The organism is Mesorhizobium sp. NFR06 (assembly GCF_900115245.1).
GTDB lineage: Bacteria > Pseudomonadota > Alphaproteobacteria > Rhizobiales > Rhizobiaceae > Mesorhizobium.
The window spans coordinates 49,952-66,809 of the sequence record NZ_FOVT01000002.1; the positions used below are offsets into that span (position 1 = coordinate 49,952).

The window sequence follows — 16,858 nt, forward strand, 5'->3', positions numbered from 1 at the left end:
GGACGGCTCCTTTGTGATGCGGTGGAGATGAAGCGCGCCGAGCGAACGACGCGCGGCGAGCGCGCGGTCACCGCGTCGGCGCGCGCCATTGGAAGTGGCCGTATCCCTCCTCGTCGGTCCACAATGGGACGGCGCGGCCGATGATGCTGTTGGTGGAAGTCAGGCCGAAATAGCGACCGTCGAGGCTGTCGCGGACCTGCCAATTCATGAGGAAGAGCTCGCCGGTCGACACGCGCTGGCAGCCCTGCCAGATAGGCAGATCGCGGCCGGCGCGATCGCGTTCGAGCGCCGCGCCAACGTCGATCGCGCCGACAGTGATCTTCAGGCCGGTTCGACAGACGGTCTGACCAGGGACGGCGAGGACGCGTTTAACCAGCGGCACGCCTTTTGGCAGGTAACCGCGCTCGGCCAGGAACACAGCCAGCGTTTCGGGAGCGCTGACGACGACAAGATCGCCGACTTCGAAGGAGCCGTTGAAGTCGACCGTATAGAAACCGATTGGTGCGCTCGCCGATGCGTTCCAGACCAGCTTGACTGGCATGCGAGCAATCGCCGGATAGCCGACGCCGATGGTCCCGAGTGCGGTGCAGAGGATGAGACCGGATCGCGTCATGGCAGTGTCCTTCGACGCATCAGCCAAGCTTCATGCCGCGACGGCGTGTAGGTGGACGGCGTCTCACCGGCTCGCAGCCGGTTGTGGACATGGCGCCAGTGATCCGGATCGGCGTCGGCTGGATCGATACCAGCTGCCTCGATCGCATCGATGTGTTGAAGCACGCGCTCGACCACCGGCCAGGTTTCGGCCTTGACCAGGATCTCGCCTCCGGGGCGCACGAACGGCAGCGTCTGGAACGGCTCCCCACGGCAAACCGCGCGAACGATGTCGATGCGCGAGATGATCGTTCCGTGCTCGTTTGCAGCCCAGCGGACGAAGGCGAAGATGCTGTTCGCAGCAAAGCCGACGACGCTGCGGTGGCGATCGAGAATCTGTTCGTGGCTCTTGCGGCCGAACCTGATCCAGTGCTCGATCTGTTTCCGTCGCCAGATGAGATCCACGAGCGCGGTGAAGGGCGCTGGTCCGTCTGGCAGCGATCGGCCGCGCATGCGTTGTGCCGCATCACCGGTCATGCGCGATCTCCTTCCGGGCTTCGTTGATGCGAGGGATCGAACGTGGAGGTCAGGGGCCCTGCATCGATGAGCATCAGCCGCTCCCCTGCTCCGATAAATCGGGCGGGGAGATGCAGGGCGCGCGTCGTTTGGGCGACTTCGCTTCTCTGATTGGGGAGCGCCACGATCATCGGGCGCCTCCCGATTTGTCATCGAGCGGGTGTCGCGGTGGCGGGACGTCGTGCTGAGAATTGCCCTGGTGTTTCTGGATCGGCAGGGGTGTGTTCTTGGCCGAGGTTAACTCGAAGCCGCTATGCACGCTGCTAACATGCTTTTGCACATCGCCCGCGCGCGCTTCAAAGTTAGCTTCTCGGTTAGAATCTAAGTTAAGGGGGCGATTCCGTTTTTGAATCGACAGGCTTAGGCTCTGTTTCGGTTCCCGATAGCACGTGCCTCCGGTTCCCGATGGCACGATAGTTCGGGTTCCCGATAGCACGAGCCGATCCACAGCCTGTGCGCCGCCCGCCATCGGTTCGAAGGCGAGGAGGACGCGTCCGCCGCTTTCGATCTCCAGTGACAGGACGTAGCCGGGAAGCGGCTGGCGCCTGACGATATCGCGCAGATCGAAGGCAAAGCGCTTGAAAGGGGAGAGGCTGCCGGACTTCAGATGGAGATGGCGGAAGTCGAAGCGCCAGCCATCGCGTTGGCGCCCACCATGCTTGCGTACGAGCCGATAGAGCCAGCGCTCTATCCCGCCGGTCAGATCGAAATAGGCCCGATCGATGGTCAGGATGAGCGCGTCGTCCATGACGGCGCGGTAAAACCAGTCCGGGACGATGAGCTCGATCCCGGCAGGGTTGCCTTGCCGATCGGTCCGCTCCTGCCATTCGTTGATCCAGGAGAAGCGGTGACGACGCCCTTCCGCTGCTTGGCGAATGGAAGTGCTTACGGTCGTCGACTGAAGGCGGTCCAGTGCGGCCTTGAGGCGCTGATAGTCGCGCAGCGAGGTGCCGCGACCGACGAAAGTGAGAATTTCATAAGGGGTCGCCGCCATGAGGCGCGAGGTGCGAAGCCCCGCGTCGCGCGCTTCGACAATCTGGCTTGCCGCCCAAATGAGGATGTCGGCATCCCAGATGGTCGCCATGCCGTGATCCGCCACGGGCTCGACACGGATCGAGACGTTGCCGGCAGCAAAGTCGATCGGTGTGACGCGGTGGGATTTCGAGAGGGAAAAGAACGGGTAGGCCATGAGGTCCTGCGCGTCTCGTGGCGCGAAATCGCCGGGCAGCGCCTTGAAAAGGGCCAGTTGCCCGCGCTCCGAGATTGTCTGGTGTCGCGTCGTCATCGGGGAAGGGTCAGCGCGAAAATCGTCCAGCGTGCGCCGACGGCATCGGCGAATGGCGCTTGGCCGGCAGGACGGAGCCGCGTGGGTCGGAAGTTGAGGTTACGGCGCCACGCTCGGCCCATGCTTGAAGATCATCGACTGCATAGACCACGCGGCCGCCCAGCTTGCGGTAAGCGGGACCAGTTCCGTAGGTTCTGTGTTTCTCGAGCGTGCGGGCAGACAGGCTGAGGAACTCAGCGGCTTCCTTGGTGCGCAGGAAGCGCGGCGGCAAAACGGCGAGATCGGGTCTCATGGATCGGGCCTCCGTGGGTTTGCGGGCGGCCGCTGCGTTTCAGCGGCGGACTGCAACCAGGGTGGCGGAGAGAAAGCGTCGCGGGGGATGGGGAAGATAGGGAGGCTGAAATTCCCACCCCCCGCGCAATGCCGGAACAACTATGATCGACGGCGATGACGCAGGAGCTGCAGATAGCCGCCGCCAATCATGGCGGTTGCGCCTTTGACGAGGCCGACGACCATGTCGCGCAATGGAGAGGTCTTCCATGGATCGGCGGCGACCCGCGCGTGCCCGTAGAGTGCTGTGGCGATTTCGCGGTAGCTCGCGCCGCTGTCATGGCCATCGGCCGCCTGCATCATGAGACGCAGACGGCGCCGCCGCTGCCCGGTCATGCGTGTGTCCGAAGGCACTGGCCGGCTTTGCCAGGCACGCCAGAAACGAACAAGGGCTTCGATCCGCCCGAGCGTTTCAGTGTCCAGAGGAATCAAGGCCGCAAGAAGCCGGCTCGGTTCACTGCCGGGAAGAAGGACAAGTTGAGAGTTGATCGCGCCGTCGTGGACGGTGTGACGTCCTTCCGGACCGTCGCGATGCGCGCCGAGTCCAGTGAGCGGCGCGGACACCATGGATGACAGGAAATCCGGCGCCGGCATTAGGGTCAACACGGCCGGGTCGACGCAAGGCGACCATAGGACTTCCTGCGACAGGGCGGACAGGTCCGGTCTGGCCGGGAAATCGCAACCCCCAAAGCAGCTCGGCCTCTGGCCGGTAAGGCGCTGTCTCGGTCCCGGCGCTCGCAAGTGCCTCCCAGTGCTGCTGATAGGCTTCAGAACGGCGGAGGCATTCCCAGGCGAGACCTTCGGTAGGCAAGGCATCGAAGAAGTCGTAACTGTGACTGTCTCGCCAACGCGACGTGTCAGGCTTCATGCAACAACTCCTTGCAATAACGCGCAAGTTGAGCCGGTGACAATTCGCGGTTGCGGCAGTCGGCGGAAGACCTTCTTGAGGCATCGCGTGATGCTCTTTGGGCATCACCCGCGGAACAGAAATACGTTCACTGCGGGTTATCGGTTTGACGCAAGAGACGGCGGTAACCCGTCCGTGTCATCCAGCGGGCTCGCGCAAGGTGGCTTTTGTGGACGCTTTTGGCACGCTGCGGTTCGCGCGATGGATCGATCCCGAAGAGAACCTTGACCACCTCGCGCCAGTCCGCGCCGTCGGCGTCAGCGTCGAACAGGCGCATGTAGAGCTTGACGTGTGTTCGATCGTATTCGGTGAGTTCGTCACCGGTCGGAGCGTCGTCGTCAAACGGCTCGATCATGGCGTGCTCCCGTCGTCAGCAGAATGGAGGGAAGCCTCGCACTTTACAGGAGGTCTTTTCTTGGCAGAGAGCCGTTGCAGGCATCACGCGATGCGGCCTCGGCATCACTCGTCGTCCCCATGCGCTTTGCCATCGCGGCTGAAAAGTTGGTTTGTTGCCAACCATTATATGAGCCCCGCCCGGATCGACCGGGCGGGGCTCATTGGGGCTTTACTCGCCGTTGCGGCGGCTCGGGCGGGACCAGATCAGGCTGTAGCCTTCGCCGTCCTCGTCGTCGAAGAGGTTGGCGAAGATCGGGGCGTTGAAGCTCGGATCGTCGAGCTTGAGGCCCAGATACTCGCGGCCTTCGTTGGAGCGCTTGGCCCAGGCGGCGCCGATCTCGGCTCGACCGACGAAGACCCGGTGGCTCGGAGCGTTCTCGCCGGTGGCGCGGGTTTCAGGAGTGATGCGAACGTTCTTGGCCTGGACGCTGAGGGTCACGATTTCGCCGGTGAACTCGTTGCCGCACTTCTTGAAGGTGCCGATGGTAGCCATGGTGGTTCTCCTTGATCCTGTGTGTTTTCGAGCCCGCACCATTGCGGTCTCGATGGTGATCGACAGGCCGGAGGCGATTGCCGGCGCACCTCGGGCCGGAGCGAAGCGAAGGATGGCGCGAGAGCGACTTTGTTGTTTCGCGAGGAATGCCGGCGCAGCCGGCAGGGGAAGAAAGTCGTGACGCGCCGTTGCGTTCAAGGCGATCGAGGCTTTCAGCCGACCGTCGGCCAGATACACCCATCGATGAGACCGCTTCGGTGTGCTCGCAGTGACCACCCAGGATCAGGGCGACCTGCAATCGCGACCCGGGCAACCTGGCTGCCAACCGGCAACAGGCTCACCGCCGATCGTCCTGCGCTCGGCGTGCAGGTCCCTTGCGCACGCGTTGCTGAACCAGGCTGCGCCAACCTGTGACGCGCCCGGGTCGTATGACGATGTCTGGCAGCCGCGTTAGGCCACCGCCCGGGTATCGTTCCGACGTCGGCATCCCGAGAGAATCCCTGCCGGCGACGCGTCGCTCGGACGTGTGCTCTGCTGACGCTTTGACGACGACGGTAACGGTTTGCGCTCGTGATTTGTCCGCCCTGCCAGCGATGGTGAATAGCCATGCGCAGTGCTGTACCCGCTCAATCCGGGTATGGACTATCGGAAGCGGCTGACTTCGGTGAAGGATTTTCGGCGAGCGATGAAATCGCGCAGCAGCGGCAGGAAGAATGCCTTGCTGAAGCGGCCAATTGGAGGATCGGGCTCGAGGTAGAACGAGCGGCCGACGATGTCGGTGTTGAACTCGTCGAGAATAATCCAGAGGCGGAGATCCTGATCAAGGCCGGCGCGCCGCTTCTCGATAGCGGGAATCTCGGCACTGAAACGGCTCGGCTCAGGCTGCTTGGTGGTGATGGGAAAGAACATGACCAGGTCGCCATTGGGTCGTTTTAGACGCACGCCGACGGCGACGGGGCGTTGCTTGCGCCCTTCGGTCTCACCAGCATTCGCCTGCCGCGCCCACAGATACGGATAGTGGATGACGGTCGCCGTCTGGATGAGGTCGTAACTCAAGACCGGCTGCCTTCGTCATCTTTCGCATAAGTGTCGACGGCGGCCTCGAACTCGCTGAACAGGCCATCCGGCATTGTCTCGATTGTTCCGGACATGCGATTGTCGGATTGGCGCAGCAGTCGCTCATAGTCTTCGATATTGAGCAACACCAGGCGCGGCTTGTTGCGCTGGGTAATCGTCACCGGATGCCGGAGCGCTTCGGCGATGATGTCGCCAGACTTTCGGGACAGATCGCTCGTCGAGTAGAAGCTGTCGGATCGGGGCATGAGTGCTCCTCCTGGAAAGCGTAAAATCTGCTGGAATATACAGCAAATACAAGTTTGCTGCAAATTCCAAGATGCACGGGAAAGCCGCCGTGCTTGTAGGGCCGGCCAAGAAGGCCGTTGCTTGGCTTTCACCATTATTGCAGAACGTGACCGGTTCGTGGAAAGGGTCAGCGAGAGGGCGGCGCTACGCGTCACCCGACCCAAGGCGATAGACCGGGATGCCGAGCTTGCGGGCCTTGTCTGCAAGATTGTCCTGGATGCCGCCCCCTCGGAACACGATGACGCCAATCGGCATGACGGCAAGCATCTGGTCGTTGCGCTTGAAGGGCGCGGCCTTGGCGTGCTTTGTCCAGTCGGGCTTGAAAGCGATCTGGGGCACCTTGCGATTGTCAGCCCATTTAGCGGCGATCAGTTCGGCCCCTTTGGGTGAGCCGCCGTGCAAGAGGACCATGTCCGGGTGCTTGGCGTGGACCTGGTCGAGCTTTGCCCAGATCAGCTTGTGGTCCAGGGCATCACCGCCCGAGAAGACGATTTTGGGCCCGGCGGGCAGCATCACCTCGGTCTCCGCACGCTTCTTCGCGGCGAGGAAGTCGCGGCTGTCGATCATCGCGGCGGTCAGGTTGCGATGGTTGACCATAGAGCCGGCGCGCGGACGCCAGCTTGAGCCTGTGTGGCGCTCGAAGTGCTCTGCGGCCTGGTCGCGCATCAGTTCAAAAGCGTTCTGGCGTTCGATGAGGGTCTTGCCCTCGGCGATGAGGCGCTCGAGCTCGACGGATTTCACCTCGCTGCCGTCCTGTTCCCTTTGCGAGCGTTTCTGCGCCTGCTCGTTGACGTCCAACTCGCGCACGATCCGCCCGGCTGCCCGGTGAAAGACATTGACGGTCGACCAGAGGAGATCGTCGAGGTCGGGTTCGAGGCGGGTATCTGCCAGCGTTGCGATCAGGGCGTCGAAGATGTCCGCGACCGCGCCCGCGACCCCGTTGCCGTCCGGCAGCAGACGCTGGTCGGGCTCGTCGACGAAGGGGCGATAGCCGTAGAGCTGAAGTTCGTTGAGGACGTGATCGGTGGGTGAGGATTCGTGGTGCGGTTCGTGGTCGTCATGCTCGTTCATGGGATGCTCCGTCGGTTGGACCGCGACCGTCGCGGCCTTCATGGCGACGAAGCCCACGGGCCGGACGGCCGGGCACCCTGAGCGCGAGCGAAGGGCTTGATGGCTAAGGCCGGCTATTTTGTCTCGCGATGGAAAGCGGCCTGCGGCCGCGCCGGAAAATAGTCGGCCGCCGCCATTGCCTGGCTGGCCGGCTTGTGAGCCGATCGCCCTCTCGAAGGCCGAGGTGCGGTCCCTTCGACGGTCTGACGCGTCTGACGAGCAGGGCGGCGTCCCGCACCTCCGGTTCTCCTGCCCGCTATGGCGCCAACGCCATGAAGCGGCTGACGTCCTGGGAGCTGACTTGAATTCGGATCTGGCTGCGGAGCGCATCCAGGCCAAGGGTGCGAAGATCTTCGTTGAAGTCGCCGCACTGCGGTGAGATGACGATCGCCTCGATCCCGGCCGCGCTTGCTCTTGCGACCAGGCTGTCGCGTGCGCTTGTCCCCGCCGGATCGTCGTCGCGCAGGATATAGAGCCGGCGCAGTGTGTCCGGGAAGAGGACGGCGGCTAGATGGGCTGCCGAGAGCGCCGCCAGCATTGGCATGCAGGGCAAGACCTGTCGCGCCGAGAGAACGGTCTCGATGCCTTCGCCGGCCGCCATGACTTCGCCGCCTGCGCCGAAGCGGACAGCGTTGCCGAGCAGATCGCCCATCGCTCGGCGCGGTGTATCGAGCGGCGCCTTGTCGAGGCGTCGCGGATCGAGCCAGGTCCGATGCGCCCCGGTGATCTTGCCGCCAAAGTCGGTGACGGCTGCGATCATCGCCGGCCAGGTCTCGGTGGGCGAATGCTCATCGGGCCGATAATAGCAGCGCAGGTGAAAGCGCAGGTTTCCAGTCCCGCGCAAATCCGTGATGCCGCGTTTGTGCAGGTACAACGCTGCCAGCGTGCCCGCGATCGGCTTTGACATGCCGAACAGTCGCCGGGCAGCGTCCGGCGATCCATGCGGTACAGGAGTTTGCCGTGTAGCTGTTGGCCTCGGTTCGGGCGGCGTACAGAGAAAGGCCCGCGCCTCATCGGCGACATCCTTGAACTCGAAAAGGCCGCAGCTCTCCCGGATCACGTCAAGGAGATCGCCGTGTTCGCCAGTGGCGGCATCAGTCCATTTTCCGGCCGGGGCCTTGGGTGTATCCTTCAGCCGGACATACAAGGAGCGGCCGGGCGTGTTGCGTGCGTCCCCCACCAGCCAATAGCGGCCCTCGCGGCGCCCGCTGGATAGGTAATGGCGACATACCGCCTCTGCTTGGTCGGCGAGACGACGGGCCAGATCATATGGGCTTTCCGCCATGATGGGCTCCTTCAGACAAAAGGCCCACCGTCGCCGGTGGGCCAGTTTCGCAGGTCGTTGACCCTCATTCGGCCGCGACGTCGGGAGGAGCGTCGTCAGCGGCATCATTGTCGTTCGATGTGATACATTCGGCCATGGCCGTTTCGCCGCCGTCGGCCGGCGTCTGTTCGCCGGTGGGCGTGGCTTCGGCTTCTGAAGTATCAAGCGCCGGCTTGCCGGGCGCGCGCAACGGCTCGGGCGGCCAGGCCGTATCGGCGAGGAGCATTTCAGCCTCCTTGGCCATGCCGCCCTTCTTCAGATGCTCGATGCGATCAGCGGCGCGCTGGCCCTTTGCCTCCGCCACCGCCTGCAGAATACGAGCCTTCGTCACCCGGCTGAGATAGTTGTCCACGCTCGGCTTCCATCCGGCTGCCGCCATGTCGAGATCGACCGCCTGTGCCAGCTGATCGGCATGGGCGAACGCTCGCGGACGCCGGTTCCATGGCTCATACACCGCGTTGACCGACAGGCTGACGATGTGAGCGAACAGCCCCGCCTGGCTATCGCCGTCCCACTCCCGTAGGGCGCCCCATAGGTCGGCCGACTCGTTCGGCAGAGCCTTGGCCCAGCTTTCGTGCCGCGCACGGATCGCCTCGGCCGACGCGCTGTCGTTCAGTCCCGCCTGCGTCCCGAAGCTGACGCTCTTCAGGTCAAGCTCGAGACAGCTATCCGAGCCGTAGTGGTAGAAGGTCTTCAGCGCGAGGACATGCAGTGCCGCGAGGAAGGCAACGTCCGGCCGCTCGCCCAACGCTTGGCGCAGGCCCAGCGTGCGATGCGAGGTCAGCTCAGTCATCAGCCGGTCGGAGATGGGCGAAAGGCCGTCGTCCTCCTCCGGTTCGGCTGTGGGCTCGGCCGACGTGACAATTCCGTCTTCAGAGCCGGCCGCCATAGCGCGTTCGGTTTCGCTGACGTTGGCCGGATTGGCCTCCGGCTCGACCGCCAGTTCGTCCTCCGGCCGGACATAGCCACGCTCGACGCGAAGCTGGCCATCGGGGCCGATGCTGATGAAGGCGCCGGCGAGGGCGATCTCGGCCGCATCAAACACCACAGGCCGGGTCTCGAAAGCCTCCAGGCCGGTTTCCAGCTCCGACAGGCGCTCGTCCACCTCGTCGGGCAATTCATCGGCGTCCTGATAATCGTCGGATAGCCGATCGAACTCGGCCCGGAGCGCATCGCGGGTCGCTTCCTCCTCGGCCGTGAGCGCGACGATCTCGCCACGGAGCTGGCGCAGACCGAAAGCGTGGCCGTAGGGAAAACCGGGGGCTACCTCGACCCACTTCCAGCCTTCGGCGGCGATCGTTTGGGATTCGACCTTCAGCTTGTCGGCCACCATCTGGTCTACCAGAGCCACATCCTGCAGCCAGCCGCCGTCATCGCCTTGAAACAGGTCGCGCAGCACCGTTCCGCCGGCCGCCAAATATGCGTCCACGCCGATGAACTGCGCCCGCTTGTCCGCAGCGCGAACGGCACCTTCGGTGAGCATCCGGCGGATAGCGTAGGGCTGCTTGTCGTAGGAGACCTTCAGTCGCTCGAACACCTGTTCCTGCCGCTCATGATCGCTCGACACGGTGAAAGCCATGAGCTGGTCGAGCGTCATATCGTCCTCGGCATAGACGTCGAGCAGCACCGGCGAGATCGAGGCGAGCTTCAGCCGCTGTTTCACGACATTGACGGAGACGAAGAAGGCGGCCGCGATCTCTTCCTCGGACTGCCCCTTCTCGCGCAGCGCCAGGAACGCCCGGAACTGATCCAGCGGGTGCAACGGTGCGCGCTGGACGTTCTCGGCAAGCGAGTCCTCCTCGGCGATGCCGCTATCGCGAACGATGCAGGGCACCGGCGCCGTCTTGGCGAAGCGCTTCTGCTTCACGAGCAGCTCCAGCGCCCGGTAGCGCCGGCCGCGGGCAGGGATTTCGAACATGCCGGTCTCCGCGCCGGCCTGATCGAAAACTGGACGGACGCTGAGGCCCTGCAGCAGACCGCGGCGAACGATGTCCTCGGCCAGTTCCTCGATCGAGACGCCGGCCTTCACGCGCCGGATGTTCGACTGGCTGAGCACGAGCTTGTTGAAAGGGATGTCGCGCGAGGGCGAAAGGGTGATCTTCTGAACGGCGGTTGCCATGGGATTCTACTCCGCGACGGGCGGCCGAAAGCCTCTCTCTCGACCTCCAACCCGTCACGAAATGAAGCGCCGCCCTCTCACTCTAGAGGGCGACGCCATGCGCCTGGAAGGAGGGCAAGCACGAAACCGATGGCTGCGCAGTGCCGGTTTTCCTATAAATCCCGATGTCGACTTGCGTCGCCCTATGCTGCCGCCCGTGCCTGATCGTGGCTGGCGGCGGCTCCAGCGTCGGGAAGAAACGCGAGGAGCCAATCCGCTGCCTTGCTCGCCTGCGAGGCAGCGCGCACGATGGCGCGATTGTCCTCGCGCAGCACCTCCAGCCATGACCCGATGTAATCCGCATGCCTGACGGTTGGCGCAATGCCGAGCGAAGCGCAGCAGAAGGCGGCATTGATCTCGGCGATCAGCTCTTCGAAGGCATACTTCTTTGTGCCGAAGCTGCCGGTCATGTCGCGGCTCAGACGAGAAACATGGCCGGTAGCGTGGCCAAGCTCGTGCAGAGCCGTCCGGTGCCAGTTGATAGGCTCGAAAAAATCCTGGGGTGGCGGCACCTGCACATAGTCGAGCGCCGGCATGTAGAAAGCGCTGTTGCCGCCGATGCGGAAGTCGATCCCGGTCGCGCGGATCAGGGCCTCGACCCTTGGCTCGATCAGGTGGAGTGCCGGGGGCGGCGTGACGACCGCGACCTCATCCGGCAGATTTTCGCACTGTGCGGCGTTGAAGACCGTGAAGCGCTTCAGGAACGGTATCCCTTGAGCTTCCTCCCCTGTCTCCCGCGCGCGCTGCTTCTCCTCTTCGGACACGAAACGATCGGCATAGACAACCGTCGTGCCGCGCTCGCCCTTGCGGACACTACCACCCAGCGCGAGGGCTTGTCGGAAGGTGAGCCAGCTCTGGGAGGAAAAGCCGAGCTCGATCACGGCACCCCAGAGAAGAAGCACATTGATCCCTGAATAGCGCCGGCCGGTGGCGGCGTTCCTCGGAAGGCCAAGCAGCGTGTTCGCCGTGGACGCTCCCCAGGGCAGCACCCAAGGCACGCGACCAACCTCCAGGTCAGCGATGATCTTGTCGGTGATTTCGTCATAAAGGCTCACCCGGTCCGCATTGGGCCGGCTGCGTTCATGTCTTGACATCGCGGTTCTCCGCGACGGGCGCCGAAGACCTCTTCTCCAGCCTCAACCCGTCATGGAGATCCCAGTCCCACTCTCACTCTCTATCTTCGCGGAAACCCGCTGCAGCAGCATTCACACAGGTACATTCTGCGTTCGGTCATCTGTCCGATTTGCACGCTACAGCTTCCTGATGCCGAACAAGCTCTTGATAAGACTTCTGTACCGCGCGACGCGTTATTAACTGGGAAGCAGACTCCATACGGTACAATTTCAAGGGGCCAGGCTTTGCCGCAACCGTCAGCTGCGCGCCGACAGACTCAAGGGTCGGCATCTATGAAGAGCGACCCAATTTCGTATCCACCGCGGGGTCTTTCCCGCGGGGAAGCAGCGCGCTACGTCGGCGTAGGGCCGACACTCTTCGACGAAATGGTTGCCGATGGCCGCATGCCCAGGCCAAAGCTCGTTAACAGCCGCACCATTTGGGATCGTGTCATACTCGATATCGCGTTCTCTTCTTTGCCTGACAAAGTTGATGGCCTCCGAGAGCTGTTGGAACGGAGCAAGCGGAAGGTTCAACCAAGATAGGCACTGCGTATATTGCGTATACGCAGCAAGCGTAGTATGGTTGCAGGCGTAGTATGGTTGCCGCCTCAGCGAAAGAGATGACGTGAACGACAATGAAAAGCTCGCGCGGGACGTGAAAGCCTGGCGGGGCAAGGAGGGATTCACTGCCGAAAAGGCAGCCAAGGTGTTAGGAATACCAAGACGCACTTTTGAAGGCATCGAGCAAGGTCGAGGCTTCCCTTATCCGCTGCTCCTGCGCGTTGCCATGGAACGCAAATCCCTTTCGCCTCCGGCTGTACCGGAGAATTCGCCGCCTGCGGAGCCACTGCAACAGAAAACTCAAAGGCAGATCTAATGGCCAGGCCATTCAAAGATGCCCGCTACCCCGGCGTTTCGTTGCGCACCAAGAACGGAAAGCTCGTCTATCGTTATCGAGGCAAAGGAATACCCGAAATTCGACTTCCCGGAAAACCCGGCGATCCGGAATTCGAAGCTGCTTACGAGGAAGCGACACAGGGCCAAGGCAAAAAGGCTCCCATCATCGATTTGCCCGGTCGGGCGCTGCCAATGACCTTCGGCCACGCTGCGCGTCGTCTTGAGACCACCATGGAGTGGCTGGATTTTGACCCAGCCACGCAGAAGAAGAATGCGTGGCTCATTGAACGCTTTCTTGAGATGCAGGTGGAGCCGGCCTATCCACTGAAATGGCGTGATACGCCGGTGGAACATCTTGATGCCGACCGACTGCGCGCAATCATAGAAGGCGTCTTTGCTACCAACAGAACAGTTGCCAAGCACCTTCTCGTAGCGATCAAGAAGCTCTTGTGGGTGGCGATTGAAGTCGAGAAGTGGATCAAGCCCCAGAATGATCCGTCGCTATCGATACGCGTTCGGATACCCAAATCGACCAAGAATCCGGCTTGGCCGATTACCATAAGAGACAAGTTCGAAGAGCGGCATCCCATCGGTACCGCCGCTCGCACCTGTTACGCACTTGGATTCTGGCTTGGGAATAGGCGCGGGGATATCGCCGCCCTCGAATGGGATGACCTTGTCAGCGAGGAAATTGAACTTTTTGATGGCTCGGTGGAATTGATTGAAGCGTTTGACTTCCGCCAGAGGAAGAATCGCAACCGCCATGGTGGGCGCGAGATGTTCATTCCAGTCGTGGACAAATTGGCAGCGGCGTTGGAGCCTCTCGACCGCTCGAAAGGCGGTACCGTCTTGAAGAACTCGTACGGCAGGCCTTTTTCGGAAAAGAGCCTGACTGGCATGATGCAGCATTGGACCCGGCAGGCCGGAATTCCCAGCGGGTACACACTTCACGGCCTGCGCCGCACCTTTGGTACATATTTAGCCGAATGCAACATCCAGGCGCGCGCCATTATGGAGGCGATGGGCCACTCTTCAATGACCGTGACGGACGAGTATGTCCGCGAGGCCAACAAGAAGCGTCTTGCAGTCGATATCGCTCGCGCCATCAACGAGCGCGAAGCCAAACGCGACGCTATGAAGTGGCGCGCAACTCTCCGAGTCGTCAAGTAAGCAAAGCCTGCCGTAACAAAGCGTGACCGCGGGGTTGGGTATCCTGGGCCCATAATGGGCCCAAAACGTTTTGGGCCGAGGCCAATTTTTCTAAATAAAATCAAAGGTTATGGTGGGCCCGGAGGGACTCGAACCCCCAACCAAGCGGTTATGAGCCGCCGGCTCTAACCATTGAGCTACAGGCCCCACGCGGGCTGGCTTAGTGTTTTTCGCTCTCCCGCACAAGGCTTTCGAAAGCGCTGGCGACAAACGCCAAAATCAGCCCATATTCGCGCCGTAGAGCGGCCTGCGCCCATAAGGCGCGTGAACAGGTTCGGGCTCTTGGAGCGCACTGCCGGGGAAACGACGCATTTCGCGTCGCGGCAGAGGCTGCAGGCAATGCCGGATCGCAGACCTCGAGGAGTTTTCATGACCAGACATCTTTTGCCTATAGCGCTCGCTGCCGCGGTCGTGTTCCCGGCGCTCGCAAGTGCCGCCGACACCCAGCCTCCGCCGCGCATCATCGTATCGGGCGAGGGCGAAGCGACCGTGGCGCCGGACATGGCGATCCTGTCGCTCAGCGTCATGCGCGAGGCAAAAAGCGCGCGCGAAGCACTCGATGCCAACAACGACGCGATGGCGGCGGTGATTGCGGCGATGAAATCCGCGGGCGTCGCCGAACGCGACCTACAGACCGCGGGCATCCAGATCAATCCGCGCTACAACTACACCAACAAGGCCGACGGCAGCCAGGAGGCCGAGCTTGTCGCCTATCAGGTGACCAACACGCTTTCGGTACGCGTGCGCAACGTCGACAAGACCGGCGAGATCCTCGACAAGGCGGTCTCGCTCGGCGTCAACCAGGGCGGCGGCATCGCCTTCACCAATGACGATCCGAAGGCAACGATCACCGAGGCGCGCAAGAAGGCCGTCGCCGACGCTGTGGCCAAGGCAAAGACGCTCGCCGAAGCGGCCGGCGTCAGCCTCGGCAAGGTGCTTGAGATCACCGACCAGAATATTGCGCCGGTGCCGATGCCGATGGCCGCCAAGTCGTTCGATGCGGCCCGCTCGGCCGTGCCGGTGCAGGCCGGCGAGAATTCCTACAACGTCCAGGTCACGGTCACCTTCGAGCTGAAGTGACAACCGGCCCTAGGGCAATTCCAGGAAAAGTGTGACGCGGTTTTCCGTCAGGAATTGCGTCAAAAACAGAGAGAGGGAGCTTTCCATCGTTTCCGCGAAACGGTGAATAATTCTAAGTCTTCGTCGTGCCATCAACAAGAAGCCCCGGAGGATCGTTCCTCCGGGGCTTTGTCGAGCCGCACCTCACCGTGAGGGTTTCCGCTGCCGATGGGTGATCGGCGCAAAGCCGATCTTCACGGAAAGATCGTAGTTCAGGCGATCCTCGGCTGAAGCCTCAGCGATAGATGATCGGGCAGCCGCGCTCGTTGGCGAAGACCACGACGACGCGGTCGCCGTACTGGCGGCCGGCGACCTTCACGGTGCGGCGGCTGATGTCGACGATGCGGACGCGGTGGAGGCCCATGCGCTCAGCCTTGTCGAGCGCGCGATCGGGCGAGCAGCCGCGCCAGTCGCGGTCGCGGCGCCAGTCGCGGCGGCCGTAGTCGTCGTCGCCGGTGTAGACGCCGAAACGTGGGTCGTGCCTGTCCCCGAAACCGAGATAGAGGCTGTCCGCATGCGCCGTGCCGAGCGTGCCAAGCCCGAGAAGGGCCGAAAGGGCCGCCGTCTTGATCTGGTTGAACATCGTCTTCTCTCCTTTATGTGGGCGTTCGCCCCTTCGCACCGATGATTGGCGAACCAATGATCGGAATATGCCTTTTTGTGTCTGAACTGTTCGCGAACCGGCCGTTCATGTCCGGTTCATGTGGCAAGAAAACGAAAATCCTCGCACGCCTTGCCCTCACCCAGCCAAGGACCGGGACGCACCGTCCCGCGCGCGATACCCGTCAGGGTTCGTCGTCAAATGCCAACCCCTCAGGGTTCGTCCTCCAATATATAATCGAAATAATCGTCTGGATCGGCCAGGTCGGTTTCCTTGGCCTTCACCCGGCCCCGGACGGAAATGCCGGCCTCGTGCACGGTCTGCGCGCTTCCCGAAACAAGCCTGTGCCACCAGTAGAGATCATGGCCCTCGGCGATAAGCCGGTAGGCGCAGGTTTTTGGCAGCCAGGTGATGGTGCGCACGTTCTGCGGCGTCAGCCCGACGCAATCGGGCACTCGCGCCAGGCGGTTGGCATAGTCGGAGCAGCGGCAGTTTTCGGCATCGAACAGCCGGCAGCCGACGCTGGTCCAGAAGATCTCGCCCGTATCCTCGTCCTCGAGCTTCGACAGGCAGCATTTGCCGCAGCCGTCGCAAAGCGATTCCCATTCGGCAGGGGTCATCGCCTCAAGCGTCTTGGTTTTCCAGAATGGCTCGGTCATTTTGGTGGATTTGGCCCTCCGCGGTCTTCCGGTCAAGCGCCACCGTCGCAGTGACCCGGTATCAACATTAGAAAAACACGAAATTGCCTTCAAAAGGCCGGTCGAGCATCCTTGGTTGGCGCCAATGCCCGAAGGAACCAATTGCGGTTGATGTAAGTTTGGGCAGGGATGGGACCTCACTAGGAGAAAATGGATATGAAACGCCAACCACGGATTCTGGCGGGCACGGCAATCGGCCTGCTTATGGCATCCGCGCCGTTGGGCGCGTACCCGCTGCAGGGGGGTGTCGCTTCCAGCAGCCTGAACGGCGCGCCGTTCGTCCTGGCTCAGGCCGCTTGCGCCGAAGGCCAGTCGGCCGAGGAATGCGCCCAAGGCCAACAGGGTGGCGAACAGCCACGGAAAAAGAAGCGCGAGCAGCAGCAACAAAGCGAGTCGGCGCCGGCCGAGCAAGCCGCACCCGCCGAATCCGAGCCGAAGCCCCGCAAGAAGCGGCAAGAGCAGCAGCAAATGGATAATGCCCAGTCGGGGGAAGCGGCCCCCGCCGAGCAGCAGTTCAAGCCGCGCAAGAAGCGCGACCAACAGCAGCAGATCGAAGCCGCGCCCGCCGATCAGGGCGGCCAGCCTGCGATCGAGGAGCAGCAGCCGCGCAAGAAGAAGCGCCAGCAGCAGCAAACCGAGACAGCACCGGCCGAGCAGCCTGCCGAACAGGCGGCGCCCGCCAACGAC

At 62.7% G+C, this 16,858-nt stretch carries 20 protein-coding genes, 1 tRNA gene and 1 pseudogene; 5 read left to right on the forward strand and 17 right to left on the reverse strand.

Features of this window, described 5'->3' with window-relative positions:
• Positions 1-67 precede the first annotated feature (67 nt).
• The 14 genes from F3H96_RS04335 to F3H96_RS04395 all read right to left on the reverse strand — a co-directional run bounded on the left by F3H96_RS04335 (position 68) and on the right by F3H96_RS04395 (position 11,626).
• The gene (locus F3H96_RS04335; protein WP_149790717.1) at positions 68-613 is read right to left on the reverse strand and encodes a S26 family signal peptidase; all 546 of its coding nucleotides are present in this window, start codon (positions 611-613) and stop codon (positions 68-70) included.
• The gene (locus tag F3H96_RS04340) at positions 610-1,128 is read right to left on the reverse strand and encodes a DUF2840 domain-containing protein (protein WP_149790718.1); all 519 of its coding nucleotides are present in this window, start codon (positions 1,126-1,128) and stop codon (positions 610-612) included. Before F3H96_RS04340 ends, F3H96_RS04335 begins: the two co-directional genes overlap by 4 nt.
• Before the next feature lie 166 nt (positions 1,129-1,294).
• Positions 1,295-2,452, reverse strand: a complete 1,158-nt coding sequence (locus F3H96_RS04345) for a replication initiator protein A (protein WP_149790719.1) — start codon at positions 2,450-2,452, stop codon at positions 1,295-1,297.
• Between the two features lie 10 nt (positions 2,453-2,462).
• On the reverse strand, positions 2,463-2,744 hold the full coding sequence (locus tag F3H96_RS04350) for a helix-turn-helix domain-containing protein (protein WP_149790720.1): 282 nt from the start codon (positions 2,742-2,744) through the stop codon (positions 2,463-2,465).
• Positions 2,745-2,884: 140 nt separating this feature from the next.
• Positions 2,885-3,349, reverse strand: a complete 465-nt coding sequence (locus tag F3H96_RS04355) for a DUF2285 domain-containing protein (RefSeq protein WP_244619904.1) — start codon at positions 3,347-3,349, stop codon at positions 2,885-2,887.
• Positions 3,237-3,755, reverse strand: a complete 519-nt coding sequence (locus F3H96_RS30950) for a DUF6499 domain-containing protein (RefSeq protein WP_348530048.1) — start codon at positions 3,753-3,755, stop codon at positions 3,237-3,239. Before F3H96_RS30950 ends, F3H96_RS04355 begins: the two co-directional genes overlap by 113 nt.
• A gap of 22 nt (positions 3,756-3,777) precedes the next feature.
• Positions 3,778-4,044, reverse strand: coding sequence for a DUF2285 domain-containing protein (locus F3H96_RS04360; RefSeq protein WP_149790722.1), 267 nt, complete (start codon positions 4,042-4,044; stop codon positions 3,778-3,780).
• Between the two features lie 210 nt (positions 4,045-4,254).
• Positions 4,255-4,578 carry a DUF736 domain-containing protein gene (locus F3H96_RS04365; RefSeq protein WP_188131295.1) on the reverse strand — a complete coding sequence of 108 codons (324 nt, stop codon included), beginning with the start codon at positions 4,576-4,578 and terminating at the stop codon, positions 4,255-4,257.
• Positions 4,579-5,220: 642 nt separating this feature from the next.
• A complete protein-coding gene (locus F3H96_RS04370) occupies positions 5,221-5,634 on the reverse strand; it encodes a hypothetical protein (protein ID WP_149790723.1) in 414 nt (137 codons plus the stop codon).
• A complete protein-coding gene (locus F3H96_RS04375) occupies positions 5,631-5,900 on the reverse strand; it encodes a type II toxin-antitoxin system prevent-host-death family antitoxin (protein ID WP_149790724.1) in 270 nt (89 codons plus the stop codon). Before F3H96_RS04375 ends, F3H96_RS04370 begins: the two co-directional genes overlap by 4 nt.
• 184 nt (positions 5,901-6,084) lie before the next feature.
• Positions 6,085-7,011, reverse strand: a complete 927-nt coding sequence (locus tag F3H96_RS04380) for a DUF2493 domain-containing protein (RefSeq protein WP_149790725.1) — start codon at positions 7,009-7,011, stop codon at positions 6,085-6,087.
• A 295-nt stretch (positions 7,012-7,306) separates the two neighbouring features.
• On the reverse strand, positions 7,307-8,335 hold the full coding sequence (locus F3H96_RS04385) for a toprim domain-containing protein (RefSeq protein WP_149790726.1): 1,029 nt from the start codon (positions 8,333-8,335) through the stop codon (positions 7,307-7,309).
• A gap of 64 nt (positions 8,336-8,399) precedes the next feature.
• Entirely contained in the window at positions 8,400-10,493 is a 2,094-nt protein-coding gene (locus tag F3H96_RS04390; RefSeq protein WP_149790727.1) for a ParB/RepB/Spo0J family partition protein, read from the reverse strand.
• A gap of 182 nt (positions 10,494-10,675) precedes the next feature.
• A complete protein-coding gene (locus F3H96_RS04395) occupies positions 10,676-11,626 on the reverse strand; it encodes a zincin-like metallopeptidase domain-containing protein (protein ID WP_149790728.1) in 951 nt (316 codons plus the stop codon).
• 312 nt (positions 11,627-11,938) lie between these two features.
• On the opposite strand from F3H96_RS04395, the gene F3H96_RS30955 reads away from it, so the two are divergent.
• The 3 genes from F3H96_RS30955 (at position 11,939) to F3H96_RS04410 (ending at position 13,714) form a co-directional block, all read left to right on the forward strand.
• Positions 11,939-12,190, forward strand: coding sequence for a hypothetical protein (locus F3H96_RS30955; protein ID WP_149790729.1), 252 nt, complete (start codon positions 11,939-11,941; stop codon positions 12,188-12,190).
• Between the two features lie 82 nt (positions 12,191-12,272).
• The gene (locus F3H96_RS04405) at positions 12,273-12,524 is read left to right on the forward strand and encodes a helix-turn-helix domain-containing protein (RefSeq protein ID WP_244619906.1); all 252 of its coding nucleotides are present in this window, start codon (positions 12,273-12,275) and stop codon (positions 12,522-12,524) included.
• Positions 12,524-13,714 carry a site-specific integrase gene (locus tag F3H96_RS04410; RefSeq protein WP_149790730.1) on the forward strand — a complete coding sequence of 397 codons (1,191 nt, stop codon included), beginning with the start codon at positions 12,524-12,526 and terminating at the stop codon, positions 13,712-13,714. The genes F3H96_RS04405 and F3H96_RS04410 overlap by 1 nt, the downstream gene beginning before the upstream one ends.
• A 110-nt stretch (positions 13,715-13,824) precedes the next feature.
• Here the strand turns inward: F3H96_RS04410 and F3H96_RS04415 are convergent.
• Positions 13,825-13,900 (reverse strand) — tRNA-Ile (locus tag F3H96_RS04415).
• A 222-nt stretch (positions 13,901-14,122) separates the two neighbouring features.
• On the opposite strand from F3H96_RS04415, the gene F3H96_RS04420 reads away from it, so the two are divergent.
• Positions 14,123-14,833, forward strand: a complete 711-nt coding sequence (locus F3H96_RS04420; RefSeq protein WP_149790731.1) for an SIMPL domain-containing protein — start codon at positions 14,123-14,125, stop codon at positions 14,831-14,833.
• A gap of 274 nt (positions 14,834-15,107) precedes the next feature.
• Here the strand turns inward: F3H96_RS04420 and F3H96_RS04425 are convergent, their stop codons facing one another.
• Together F3H96_RS04425 and F3H96_RS04430 are read right to left on the reverse strand one after the other, a co-directional pair.
• A complete protein-coding gene (locus F3H96_RS04425) occupies positions 15,108-15,455 on the reverse strand; it encodes a hypothetical protein (RefSeq protein WP_149790732.1) in 348 nt (115 codons plus the stop codon).
• 230 nt (positions 15,456-15,685) lie between these two features.
• A complete protein-coding gene (locus F3H96_RS04430; RefSeq protein WP_149790733.1) occupies positions 15,686-16,132 on the reverse strand; it encodes a YcgN family cysteine cluster protein in 447 nt (148 codons plus the stop codon).
• A gap of 195 nt (positions 16,133-16,327) precedes the next feature.
• Here F3H96_RS04430 and F3H96_RS04435 point away from each other — a divergent pair.
• Positions 16,328-16,858, forward strand: a pseudogene (locus F3H96_RS04435) (flagellar motor protein MotB); the annotation flags it as partial.